Annotated in this window: 11 protein-coding genes; 3 read left to right on the top strand and 8 right to left on the bottom strand. The window is 68.4% G+C overall.

Going from position 1 to position 12,345, the window contains the following annotated elements; translation table 11 throughout:
* Positions 1–87 precede the first annotated feature (87 nt).
* A complete protein-coding gene (locus IAI59_RS12585; RefSeq protein ID WP_237180835.1) occupies positions 88–1,566 on the bottom strand; it encodes an amidohydrolase family protein in 1,479 nt (492 codons plus the stop codon).
* 90 nt (positions 1,567–1,656) lie between these two features.
* On the opposite strand from IAI59_RS12585, the gene IAI59_RS12580 reads away from it, so the two are divergent.
* Entirely contained in the window at positions 1,657–3,135 is a 1,479-nt protein-coding gene (locus IAI59_RS12580; protein ID WP_207418327.1) for a helicase HerA domain-containing protein, read from the top strand.
* Positions 3,136–3,163: 28 nt separating this feature from the next.
* On the opposite strand, the gene IAI59_RS12575 is transcribed toward IAI59_RS12580, so the two are convergent.
* The 5 genes from IAI59_RS12575 to IAI59_RS12555 all read right to left on the bottom strand — a co-directional run bounded on the left by IAI59_RS12575 (position 3,164) and on the right by IAI59_RS12555 (position 8,004).
* The gene (locus IAI59_RS12575; RefSeq protein WP_207418328.1) at positions 3,164–3,706 is read right to left on the bottom strand and encodes a hypothetical protein; all 543 of its coding nucleotides are present in this window, start codon (positions 3,704–3,706) and stop codon (positions 3,164–3,166) included.
* 64 nt (positions 3,707–3,770) lie between these two features.
* Positions 3,771–4,787: an ABC transporter substrate-binding protein gene (locus IAI59_RS12570; RefSeq protein ID WP_207418329.1), complete on the bottom strand. Its 1,017-nt coding sequence runs from the start codon at positions 4,785–4,787 to the stop codon at positions 3,771–3,773.
* 130 nt (positions 4,788–4,917) lie between these two features.
* Entirely contained in the window at positions 4,918–5,613 is a 696-nt protein-coding gene (locus IAI59_RS12565) for a DUF599 domain-containing protein (RefSeq protein ID WP_207418330.1), read from the bottom strand.
* Positions 5,614–5,652: 39 nt separating this feature from the next.
* Positions 5,653–6,621, bottom strand: a complete 969-nt coding sequence (locus IAI59_RS12560) for a Bug family tripartite tricarboxylate transporter substrate binding protein (protein WP_207418331.1) — start codon at positions 6,619–6,621, stop codon at positions 5,653–5,655.
* A 171-nt stretch (positions 6,622–6,792) separates the two neighbouring features.
* Entirely contained in the window at positions 6,793–8,004 is a 1,212-nt protein-coding gene (locus IAI59_RS12555) for an NADP-dependent isocitrate dehydrogenase (protein ID WP_207418334.1), read from the bottom strand.
* Positions 8,005–8,160: 156 nt separating this feature from the next.
* On the opposite strand from IAI59_RS12555, the gene IAI59_RS12550 reads away from it, so the two are divergent.
* Positions 8,161–9,888 (top strand): ABC transporter ATP-binding protein, encoded by a 1,728-nt coding sequence (locus tag IAI59_RS12550; RefSeq protein WP_207418336.1) that lies wholly within the window; start codon positions 8,161–8,163, stop codon positions 9,886–9,888.
* Between the two features lie 3 nt (positions 9,889–9,891).
* Here IAI59_RS12550 and IAI59_RS12545 read toward each other — a convergent pair whose 3' ends face one another.
* Both IAI59_RS12545 and IAI59_RS12540 read right to left on the bottom strand, forming a co-directional pair.
* A complete protein-coding gene (locus IAI59_RS12545; RefSeq protein ID WP_207418338.1) occupies positions 9,892–10,161 on the bottom strand; it encodes a hypothetical protein in 270 nt (89 codons plus the stop codon).
* Positions 10,162–10,262: 101 nt separating this feature from the next.
* Positions 10,263–10,517: an Lrp/AsnC ligand binding domain-containing protein gene (locus tag IAI59_RS12540; RefSeq protein ID WP_207418340.1), complete on the bottom strand. Its 255-nt coding sequence runs from the start codon at positions 10,515–10,517 to the stop codon at positions 10,263–10,265.
* Between the two features lie 120 nt (positions 10,518–10,637).
* On the opposite strand from IAI59_RS12540, the gene IAI59_RS12535 reads away from it, so the two are divergent.
* The gene (locus IAI59_RS12535; protein WP_207418342.1) at positions 10,638–12,332 is read left to right on the top strand and encodes a thiamine pyrophosphate-dependent enzyme; all 1,695 of its coding nucleotides are present in this window, start codon (positions 10,638–10,640) and stop codon (positions 12,330–12,332) included.
* Positions 12,333–12,345: the final 13 nt, after the last annotated feature.

The following is a 12,345-nucleotide window of genomic DNA, read 5'->3' as shown; positions in this document are numbered from 1 at the left end:
GCGTGACGGTGGCCCCGCCCTGGCGGGGCCGCCCAGGGAACGGCGCCGGCGGGATGACCGCCGGCGCCGTTTCGCGTTGCGTGCTGCTCAGTCGGCGCGCAGCAACCGCTGCACGCGGGTGAAGCGGCCGGCCAGAGCGCGGCAGTGGCAGGCGACGAAGGGGGCGACGGCCTCGCACCATTCGCGCGTCGCGGCATTGGCTTCCGCCAGCCTGGTCCCGGCGGCGCGGGCATCCCGGGCCAGCTTGGCTTCGTCCACGCCCAACACCTTGCCGTCCCGCAGCTTCCAGTCGCCACCGATCATGACATCGCGCACGGCGCTGCCGTCCTCGGTCCAGACCAACTGGTTGGCGGCGTTGTTCAGCGGCAGCCAGTTCACGTGGTCGAGGTCCAGAAACACGAGGTCCGCCAGCTTGCCGGGCGCGATGCTGCCGGCATCAAGGCCGAGCAGAGCCGCCGAACCTGCCGTGGCCAGTCGGACCGTCTCGGCGGTGCCGAGCCAGTCAGCTTCCTCCGCACCTTCCCACAGCCGCGACGCGAAGGCGGCGAGGCGCATCGATTCAAACATGTTCTGGTTGTCGGACGACGAGGAGCCGTCTGTGCCGATGCCGACCGTGACGCCGGCCGCGATGGCCGCCCGGGCGGGTGCGATGCCGGATGCCAGGCGCATGTTCGCACCCGGGTTGTGCGCCAGCCCTGCGCCACGCTGCGCCATCAGCGCCAGATCCTCCGGCGTCAGCCACACGCCGTGCGCCACGCTGAAGCGCTCGGTCACCAGTCCCAGCCGGTCCATCTGGGCCAGCAGGGTGGACCCGTACTGCACCTCGCCCCCCGCTGCCTGGTAGCGGGCCTCGGAGACGTGGGTCTGCATGCGCAGGCCGAATTCCTCAGCTAGCCGCTGGCAGCCCTGCATGAAGGCATCTGAGCAGTGCAGCGGGATGGTGGGGGCGACACCCAGCTGCACGCCGGCGGCGCCATGGCGCCAGTTTCGGGCCGCGGACCCTATGGCCTGGAGGATGTCTTCCGCCGGCGGCATGCGCAGGCCGCCGGCGCGCTCGCGGTGCTGGTCCGGCAATGCGTCCAGCAGCCCTGGCGTGGCCTGGAAGAAGGTCCGGTCGCCGACCATGGGGGCCAGCACGGCACGCAGGCCGACGGCGCCGTAAGCTTCCGCCATGGCGTCCAGACCATCGGGCGTGGGGGCGGGAAATTCCGCCGCGAGGTCGAAGGCCGCGGTGCAGCCCTTCTTCAGCATCTCGACCGCCGCCAGCGTGGTGGACAGGCGCTTGTCGTCCAGCCCACGGCCGCCGCTGACCCAGGGTGCGTGGGCCAGCAACAGCGCCAGGTCCCACTTGTCGCCCGACCCCTTGGCCAGGCCGCCGTGGCCATGCGTATGCGCGTTGACCAGCCCCGGAATGACCAGGCGGCCGCTCGCATCATGGAGGGCGGCATCCGCGATGGCGGCATCGGGCGGCAGCACGGCTGCGATGCGCCCGTCCTCCACCAGCAGGGAGGCGAAGGGGGCTTCGGTCGCGTCGGGTGTCAGGACCCGCACGCCGGTGATCATCATTCGGTTCATCCGGCCATCGTCCAGACCCCTGGCGCGAATGGCAAGCCCGGCGGGGCGGGTCTATACCCCTGCCTCGCAGCGGAGAGCGGGATGACAGTCGGCATCGAGATGGGCACCACCACCACCGGGCAGCCGGCCAGCCTCGACCTGGAGGAACTGCTGGCCACCCGCCTGCTGGTGCAGGGCAATTCCGGTTCCGGCAAGTCGCATCTACTACGCCGGCTGCTGGAGCAGTCCGCGCCCTGGGTGCAGCAGGCGGTGATCGATCCGGAAGGGGACTTCGTGACCCTGGCGGACCGCTTCGGCCACCTGGTGATCGACGCGGCCGAGCATAGCGAGGCAGCGCTGCAACGCGCCGCCGATCGCGTGCGGACCCACCGGGTGTCCGTGGTGCTGAACCTGGAAGGGCTGGATGCCGACGGGCAGATGCGCCACGCCGCAGCATTTCTAGGCGGATTGTTCGATGCCGACCGGGATCACTGGGCGCCCATGCTGGTGGTGGTGGACGAGGCGCAGCTCTTCGCGCCCGCCGCCGCCGGCGAGGTATCGGACGAGGCGCGGCGGGCCTCGCTGGGGGCCATGGCGAACCTGATGTCGCGCGGGCGCAAGCGCGGCCTGGCGGGCATCATCGCGACGCAGCGGCTGGCCAAGCTGGCCAAGAACGTCGCCGCCGAGGCCTCCAACTTCCTGATGGGCCGCACCTTCCTGGATATCGACATGGCGCGGGCCGCCGACCTCTTGGGCATGGAGCGGCGGCAGGCAGAGATGTTCCGTGACCTGCCGCGCGGCAGCTTCGTGGCGCTCGGCCCCGCATTGTCACGCCGCCCGCTGCCGATCCGCATCGGCGTGGTGGAAACCGAATCGCGCGGCACCAATCCCTCGCTGATCCCGCTGCCGCAGACGGCGCCCGAGGATGCGCGGGAATTGGTGATGAGCGCGGCCGCGCAGCCGGACCCGGTGCGCCCGCCGCCAAGGCGCCCCGCCGCCCCGCCGCCGGATATCCTGGCGCAGCTGGCCCAGGCCCGCCCTGCCGCGGCACCCCCGCGTGCCGAGGCGCCACCCAGCCCGGAAGATGTCATCGCCCGCAAGGCACAGCTGGATGGCATCTTGCGCCAGATCCTGGCGGAACCGGAGGCGGCCTTCCGCAGCGTCTCCGTGCTGTACCAGGACTTCCTGGTCCGGCTGCGCATCCATGCCGTGCCGGGCAAGCCTCCCGAGATCCCGGCCTTCCGCCGGCTGCTGGCGGTGGCCCGCGCCGGCATCAGTGCCGCCGCGGCGGAAAGCGACGAGTGGGCGAAGGTGGAGGAGCGGGCCGCCACCTTGCCGGAGGATGTGCAGGGCGTGTTCCTGCTACTCGCCCGCACGGCGTTGGAGCGGGCACCTTGCCCGTCGGACGCGGTGATCGCCCAGGCCTATGGCACACGCTCCGTCGGACGGGCCCGGCGGCTCTTGTCGTACATGGAGGAGCAGGGGGCCATCGTGTGCCGCCCCGATGCCGCGGGGCGGCGCATCGCGGCGCTGGTCGGGTTGGGTTGGGAAACGGCGCCTGGCGACCCGAACGCCCCATGAAAGCGAAGCTGCCGTTCGGTTGCCTGGCTCAGGGTGGCGTGGTGCCGTGGGCGATGGCGGTGAAGTCAGACAACCGAGCAGTGAAGTCCGAACGGTCAGCCACGCACACCACGGTGGTCCGGCCGCGCGGCGTTTCCATGATGGCGAAGTAGGAACGGACCTGCTGCGCGCGCGGTGGTAGCTCGCGGCGCTGCTTGAAATCGGCCTGCAATTCCAGGCCGCGCGTGTTGCCGAAATCCACGACGCGGGTTTCGGTGATGTCGTAGACGGGGGCAAGGGCCGCCTTGGCGGCATCCTGCCACGCGCTGCCGCCGGTGATTGCGTTGATCTGCGGCTGGGTGAAGCGGGCATTCGCGGCCGTGGCTGAAAAGCCGATCTGGCAGCCGCCATCCGTGTCGGTCGGTCGCTTGACCGACAATCGCGCGGCATGCTGCTGGTCGGGCGCCTGTGCCTGCACGGCATAGCCAGCGGGCGGATCGACAATCAGGCCGGTGGCCGCTTCCCGCACCGGCGCGGCCTGCGCCGCGCCGGCCAGCAAAGCAGCCGCAAGGGTAATGATGATCCGCGTCATGGGCGCCTCCTGGTCCTGGAAGGTGACGCCCCGGTGGCCGGCTTGGTTGCGGAAGCCCTGGCTGTCAGACCTGCCGCTCAGACGCGGGCGGCAGGAATTTGTCGGTAAACATGCTCGCGGCGCTCGGTGGGTTGGCGACCCGATAGGCCTCTGCATTGACCCGGATCAGGGTTTCGGCCCGCGCCATGTCGAGGTAGCCGATGCCGTGCTGCCGGACATTGGGTGTCAGGATCGACCGGTCGCGCGTCATGGCGAAGCGGCGGGCTTCCAGCGCCGTGTCGAACAGCGCCTCGCGCTTCTGGATCGCCGCCATGCCACCGGGGATGTCGGCCAGCAGCGCCCGCAGGCCGAGGATCGAGGATTTCACAAAGGCCGCGGCGACCTGCGGGTTCTTTTCCAGCCAGTCGGCACGCGCCACGACGGCCGAGCCATAGAGGTCCAGCCCGTTCTCCGCATAGGGCCAGGCCAGGATGTTGTCCTCGGGGATGCCGATGCCGACGAGGTTGAAGTAGGTGGTGAACAGGAAGCCGGTCACCGCGTCCACCTGGCCCTGCGCGAGCATGGTGTCGCGCAGGTTGGCCGCCATGCTGGTCCAGTTCACCTTGGCGGCGTCGATTCCGGCGGCCTTGGCGAAGGCGGGAAACATCATCCGGCTGCCTTCGCCCTCGGGCGAGCCCAGCTTCCTGCCGGCCACGTCCCGTGGCCCGGCGATGCCACGGCCCTTCAGCGTGATCAGCGCCGCCGCCGTGCGGTCGAACACCTGATAGATGGAAACCAGCCGCTTGTCCGGGTTCTCGGCATTCAACTTCACGGCGGTGCTGATGTCGGTGAAGCCGAGGTCGTAGGCACCGGCCGCCACCTTGACCGCCGTGTCGCCCGAGCCGAAGCCCCGATCGATCTTCACCGAAAGGCCGTTGTCCCGGAAGATGCCCTTGTCGTCCGCCAGCACCCACATGGCGTGGTTGCCCTGCAGGGCCCAGTCCAGGGCGAACCGGACCGGTGCCGCCTGCGCCGCCGCGGGGCGGATGGCGGGAAGGGACAGCGCCGCGCCGGCGGCGAGCATCAGGTGACGACGTTGCATGGCTTGAGGCCTCCGTTTCCGCGCAAGAGGACGGGGCGGGGAGGGGATGGTCAAGCAGTGCGGGAACAGCGAAATCACCCTGCCAGATGCGGTCTGCTGCCTCCGTGGGCAGATGCTGCCCTTGCCGTGTTCAGGGGCAATCCGCAGGCGGCCGGATGAGCAGCGCATCGCGCACGACGGACCGGAATTCGCGCCGGTGCAGCTCGGACAGCACAAGCAGGCTGGCCAGCATCAGCGCCACCGGATGGACGATCCACGCCAGGGCCGCCAGTCCGAAGTAATAGGCCCGCAGCCCGGTGTTGAAATGCCGTGCCCCCCGGTTGGCGACCTCGGCTGCCACATCGGCCTGCGGCGTCCACTCGGTGCCACGGCCCAGCCCGCCAATGCAGATGCTGCAATAGTTGAACTGCCGCAGCGCCCAGGTCAGCTCGAAAAAGGCCCGGACAAAGATGAAGATCAGCAGGAACAGCCTGATCTCCCACGCGGCCGCCCCTTCAGGCACATCGGCGAAGGGTACGGCGCCGAACACCCGACGGCCGATGTCGGGCGCCCCCAGCAGGGCCACCAGGCCGCCCAGGATGAAGATGCTTGTGTTGGCCAGGAAGCTGGTGCTCGTCATCAGATTGCCGATGACGCTGATGTCGGCGATGCGGTTTTCGCGGACCAGCACCATGCGCATCCAGCGGCGCCGGTGCTGGTCCATGGCGGTGATGACGCTGCGGGCACGAATGCCCGGCACGCGGTCCACCACCATGGCGTACCCGGCCCAGCACAGCACGAACACGGCGAGGGCGAGGTAATCCAGGGTCGTCAGCGGCAGGTCCATCGCCGCTGCCTAGCATGCGCCATGCCGCGGCGGCAGCGGCTACTGCAGCGGCTTGATCAACCCGGCCTTAGCGGCATCCGCCCAGCGGCGATCCTCCTGCTGCAGGTAGCCGTGGAAGTCCCGCGGCCCGAGCATCTGCAGGTCCGCGCCGAGGTCGATGAAACGCGACCGCACCTGGGGCACCGTGATGGCCTTCAGGTTCGCGGCATGGATCATCTCTGCCACCTCCGGCTTCATGCCGGCGGGCCCGAGCATGCCGTACCAGCCGGCATACTGGTATCCGGCGAGCCCCGCTTCCGGCACCGTAGGGATCGCCGGTGCCAGGGCGGAGCGCTCGGCGGAGGTGACCGCCAGGATGCGCACGCGGTCGTTTTTCAGGTAGGAGCTGGCGGACAGGATGCTGGTCCAGCCCAGCGGCAGGTTGCCGGCGACGATGTCGTTCATCAACGGTGCGCCGCCCCGGTAGGCGATCTCCTCGAAGGTGACACCGGCCAGGCGCGCGAACTCGTTGCCTCCGTAGGAAGTTGAGGCCTCGGAACTGCCGAAGCTGACTTTGCCCGGGTTGGCCTTGGCGTAGGCGATCAACTCCCGCACGTCCTTGAACGGCGCGTTGGCCGATGCGGCGATCACCATGGGAAACGAGGACAGAAGGCTGATCGGCGTGAAATCGGCGATGCCGTCGAACGGCACGGACTGCATGGCGTATTTGTTCATGGTGTGCGTGTTGGTCACCACCGCCAGCGCATAGCCGTCCGGCTCCGCCCGCGAGATCTGCTGGGAGCCGATGACGCCGTTGCCGCCCACGCGGTTCTCGATCACCAGGTTCTGGCCCACCGTGGTCCGCAGCCCTTCGCCCAGCAACCGGGCAAAGACGTCGGTACCGCCGCCGGGTGAGTATGGGACAGTGACGTGGACGGTGCGGGTCGGCCAGGCCTGGGCCGAGGCGCGGCGCGCCAGGGCTGGCAGGCCGAGCGCGGCCAGCATCATGCAGCGGCGGGTGGACAGCATCCCGGAGGCTTCCTTCTTCCCTTGGCCGTTGCCTGCGCGGCACGGCTGTTTGTTGCAGGAAGCGTAGCAGCGCGCCGGGCACATGCAAGCGCATGCACGCCACCGCCCGGGCACGAAAAAGGCGGGGTGCCGAAGCACCCCGCCCGTGTCAGACCGCCGGAGCCGGACGGTTCAGCCCATCTTCTTCTTCAGGTTCTCGTCCAGCTTGGCCAGGAAGTTCTGGGTGTTCAGCCAGGGCTGGTCCTTGCCGATCAGCACGGCCAGATCCTTGGTCATGTGGCCGCTTTCCACCGTCTCGACGCAGACCTGCTCCAGCGCGTTGGCGAAGTCCACCACGTCCTGCGTGCCGTCGAACTTGCCGCGATAAGCCAGGCCCCGGGTCCAGGCGAAGATCGAGGCGATCGGGTTGGTGGAGGTTTCGCGGCCCTTCTGGTGCTCGCGATAGTGGCGCGTCACCGTGCCGTGCGCGGCCTCGGACTCCACGGTGTTGCCGTCCGGGGACAGCAGCACGGAGGTCATCAGGCCGAGCGAACCGAAGCCCTGCGCCACGATGTCGGACTGCACGTCGCCATCGTAGTTCTTGCAGGCCCAGATGTAGCCGCCTTCCCACTTCAGCGCGGAGGCCACCATGTCGTCGATCAGCCGGTCCTCGTAGGTGAGGCCGCGCTTGTCGAACTCCGCCTTGAACTCGGCGTCGAAGATGGTGCGGAAGATGTCCTTGAAGTTGCCGTCATAGGCCTTCAGGATCGTGTTCTTGTGGCTGAAGTACACCGAGTAGTTGCGCGCCAGGCCATAGTTGAAGGAGGCGCGGGCAAAGCCCTCGATCGACTTGTTCAGGTTGTGCTGCATCATGGCAGCGCCCGGGCCCTTGAAGTCGAACTCGCCGATTTCCTGCGTCTCACCGTTCTCGGCCACGTAGGTCATCTTCACCGTGCCGGGGCCGGGCACCTTCATCTCGACCGCGCGGTAGATGTCGCCATAGGCGTGGCGGCCGACGACGATGGGCTTGGACCAGTGCGGCACCAGGCGGGGCACGTTCTGGCAGATGATCGGCTCGCGGAAAATGGTGCCGTCCAGGATGTTGCGGATCGTCCCGTTGGGCGAGCGCCACATCTTCTTCAGGCCGAACTCCTTCACCCGCGCCTCGTCGGGGGTGATGGTCGCGCACTTCACGCCCACGCCGTACTGCTTGATGGCGTTGGCGGCATCCACCGTCACCTGGTCGTCGGTCTGGTCACGGTACTCGACGCCGAGGTCGTAGTACTTCAGGTCGACGTCGAGGTAGGGGACGATCAGCTTGTCCTTGATGAACCCCCAGATGATGCGGGTCATCTCATCGCCGTCGAGCTCGACGACGGGGGTCTTTACCTTGATCTTGGCCATGCTGATCCTCGTTTGGACATAAACGCGCAACCCCGCCGGCATCTCGGGGCCGGTGGTTGGTTGGCGCGGACCATCGCATCCGGGGCCGGGCGCGGCAAGGGCGGGGGGTGGCGACGGATGGTTCCCGTCGGCCTCGATCGGGCGTAATCAGCGCCCATGCTCAAGCGCTTCCTCGCCTATTACCGGCCGCACCGGGGACTGTTCCTGCTCGACTTCGGCTGCGCCGTGCTGTCCGGCCTGCTGGAGCTGGGCTTTCCGCTGGCCGTGCGCGGGTTCATCGATTACCTGCTACCGGGCCAGGACTGGAGCCTGATCCTGCTGGCCTCCGCTAGCTTGCTGCTGATCTATCTGCTGAACACCGGGCTGATGACGGTGGTGACCTATTGGGGCCACGCGCTGGGCATCAACATCGAGACGGAAATGCGCCGCAAGGCGTTCGACCACCTGCAGAAGCTGTCGTTCAGGTTCTACGACAACCAGAAGACCGGCCACCTCGTCGCCCGCGTGACCAAGGATCTGGAGGAGGTGGGAGAGGTGGCCCACCACGGCCCGGAGGACCTGTTCATCGCGGTCATGACCTTTGTCGGCGCCTTTGCGCTGATGTTCGCGGTGCATCCGCCACTGGCGCTGATGACGGCGGCGATCGTGCCGGCCACGGCCTGGCTGTCCACCCACTACGGCAGCCGCATGACGGCAACCTGGCAGGCCATCTATGGCCGCGTCGGTGCCTTCAACGTCCGGATCGAGGAGAACGTGGGCGGCATGCGGGTGGTCCAGGCCTTCGCCAACGAGGACCACGAACGCCGCCTGTTCGCCGAGGACAACGCCCGCTACCGCGCCACCAAGCTGGATGCCTACCGGATCATGGCCGCCAGCAATTCCATCAGCTACCTGGGCATGCGGCTGACGCAGATGATCGTCATGATCGCCGGCAGCTACTTCGTGCTGCAGGACCAGCTTTCGGCCGGGGGCTTCGTGGGCTTTCTTTTGCTGGTCGGTGTGTTTTTTCGCCCGGTCGAGAAGATCAGCGCCGTGCTGGAAACCTACCCCAAGGGCATCGCCGGTTTCCGCCGCTATACCGAGTTGCTGGACACGGAGCCCGATATCGCCGATGCGCCCGGCGCCGTGGAGGTGCAGGGGTTGCGGGGCGACATCCGCTTCGAGCATGTGAGCTTCGGCTACGGTCCGGGCCAGCCGGTGCTGCGGGACGTTTCCCTGGTTATCGGGGCCGGGGAAACGGTGGCCTTCGTGGGTCCGTCCGGGGCCGGCAAGACCACCATCTGCTCTCTGCTGCCACGCTTCTACGAGGTGGAAGCGGGGCGCATCACCATCGATGGCACCGATATCCGCGCGATGACGCTCGCTTCCCTGCGGGGGCAGATCGGCATCGTGCAGCAGGATGTGTTCCTATTCGCGGGGTCGCTGCGGGACAACATCGCCTACGGGCGGCTCGGCGCCAGCGAGGCGGAGATCCGGGAAGCGGCCCGGCGCGCCAAGCTGGACACGGTGATCGCCGGCCTGCCGGCGGGGCTGGACACGTTGGTGGGCGAGCGGGGGGTGAAGCTGTCGGGGGGGCAGAAGCAGCGGCTCGCCATCGCGCGCATCTTCCTGAAGAATCCCCCGATCCTGATCCTGGACGAGGCCACCAGTGCCCTGGACACGGAAACCGAGCGGGCGATCCAGCAGTCGCTGGCGGAACTCTCGGTCGGCCGCACCACGCTGATCATCGCCCACCGCCTGGCGACCATCCGGGACGCCGACCGCATCGTCGTGGTGGATACCACCGGCATCGCGGAGCAGGGGCGGCACCAGGATTTGGTCGCCGCCGGCGGCACCTACCGCCGGCTGCACGATGCCCAGCAGACCATGGCCTCGCCGTCCTAGGCGCTACCAGCCGCCCCGGCGGCCATAACCGTAGCCGCCGCCGTAGCCCCGGCCACCGCGGTAGCCGTTGTCATAGTATCCGCGTGGCGGGCCGCGGTGGTAACGCGGGCCGTTGTCGCTGGCGGCGCCCACCAGCAGGGCCGTGGCGAGGCCGGCGCCGGCACCGAGCGCAAGGCTGCTGCCCCAGTCCGTCGATCCGTCGGGGTTCTGGCAACCGGCGACCAACAGGCTGCCGGCGACGGCGAGGGCGGGAAAGAGGCGGCGGTTGAACATGACGGCTGTTCCTCCTGATGGGAGGAACATGACAATCCGGCAAGGCAACGGTTAGACGCAAACAAGGCATCTTCGCGGCTGGTTCGGCCGATTGCGGCGCCTTAACCTTGGCCGGCAGAAAAGGCGTTGAAGGTCTGGATGGTATAGGTGTCCTTGACCCCCGGCACCGTCTGGACCTTTTCCACCACGAACAGGCCGATGTCCTGGTCCGCGGCAAGGTAGAACTTGCCCAGCAGGTCGTATTGCCCGGACACGGAATGCATCTCGGACAGTTCCTCGATGCCATCGGCCATTTCCCGCGCCACGCGGTAGGCCTGTCCCATCTCGCACTTCACCATCACGAATATCGCCCGCATCGCCGCGTCTCCTGTCTGGCTCCGCCGCTGTTGCCACAGCCCCCGGCACGGGGGAAGGCCGGGGTGGCCTGCCGCACGGGGCTGCGATAGCTTCCCCGCCCTGGGACAAGGAAACATCGCATGGACGGCATGAAAGCGGGCAGCCAGTTGAAAGAGCGGACGGGCGGCCAGATCCTGGCGGATGCGCTGGTGGCGCAGGGCGTCACCCATGCCTTCTGCGTGCCGGGCGAATCCTATCTGGATGTCCTGGACGGCCTTTACGTCAACAGCGACCGCATCGAGCTGGTGACCTGCCGCTTCGAGGCCGGCGCCGTGAACATGGCCGAGGCCCATGGCAAGCTGACCGGGCGCCCCGGCGTGGCACTGGTGACGCGCGGCCCGGGCGCCTGCCATGCCGCCATCGGCGTGCACATCGCCATGCAGGACAGCACGCCGCTGGTGCTGATCGTCGGGCAGATCCCGTTCGAGGAAACGGACCGGGAAAGCTTCCAGGAAGTCGACTACCGCCGCATGTTCGGCTCCGTCGCCAAGTGGGTGACGCAGATCGACGACGCCGCCCGCATCCCCGAACTGATGGCCCATGCCTTTGACGTGGCCACCAGCGGCCGCCCGGGGCCGGTGGTGGTGGCGATCAGCGAGGAAATGCAGAAGCGGCGCGTGGCGGTACCTGACATCGGCCCCGCCAACATCATGGCCGCCCATCCTTCGCCGGCCGCCATGCAGCAGATGCTGGACATGCTGGACCATGCGGAGCGGCCGCTCGTGGTGCTCGGCGGCTCTCGCTGGTCCGAGCAAACGCGCCGGCGGGTGCAGCGGTTCTGCGTGGCGCGGAACCTGCCGGTGGCCGTGGCCTTTCGCCGGCAAAGCCTGTTCGACTGCCGCCTGCCGAATTACGCCGGCGACCTTGGGGTCGGCGCCGATGCCGGGCTGGTGGCGCGGGCCAAACAGGCAGACCTGATCCTGGCCCTGGGCACCCGCATCGGCGAGCCGGTGAGCCAGGGCTACACGCTGTTCGACATGGCGGGCGCCACGCCCATCGTGCATGTCTATCCGGACCAGGCGGAAATCGGCCGCGTGTACCGGCCCGCGCTCGGCATCACCGCCGAGATGAATGCCTTTGCCGAGGCGCTGGAGGCGCTGCCGGCCCCCCAGGCGCCCGCCCGCTGGGCCGTCTGGACCCAGGACCTGCACGCCGCGCGCCTGAAGCAGGCCGAGGCGCCGGACTACGAGGGGCCGCTGAATCTGGCGCGCGAGCTGCAGGCTCTGGAGAAGGTGCTGCCTGACGACACGATCTTCACCTGCGATGCCGGCAACTTCGCGACCTGGCCCAACCGCTTTCTGCACGTGGCGGAGCGGCAGGAGTTTCTGGGCCCGACCAACGGCGCCATGGGCTACGCGGTGCCTTCCGCCATCGGCGCCAAGATCACCTTTCCCGACCGCTGCTGCATCGCTCTGGTTGGCGACGGCGGCTTTCTGATGACGGGGCAGGAGATCGCCACCGCATTTCAGGCTGGCGTCGCCCCGGTGGTGATGGTGTTCAACAACGGCATGTACGGCACCATCCGCATGTATCAGGAGCGCGCCTACCCCGGCCGCGTATCCGGCACAAAGCTCACCAACCCTGACTTCAGCAAGTTCATCGAAAGCTTCGGCGGCCATGGCGAGCTGGTGCAGCGGGACGGCGAGCTGGTGCCGGCGTTCCAGCGCGCCGTGGCCAGCGGCAAGCCGGCCGTGATCGAGGTGCGGATGAACCCCGAGCAGGTGACCAACCGCGCCACCATCGCGCAGCTGCGGGCGCAGGCGACCAAGGCCTGAGGCCCAGCGTGGC

The sequence above is a fragment of the Roseomonas haemaphysalidis genome, assembly GCF_017355405.1.
Taxonomy (GTDB): domain Bacteria; phylum Pseudomonadota; class Alphaproteobacteria; order Acetobacterales; family Acetobacteraceae; genus Pseudoroseomonas; species Pseudoroseomonas haemaphysalidis.
This window is presented reverse-complemented; position numbering and strand designations above follow the sequence as displayed.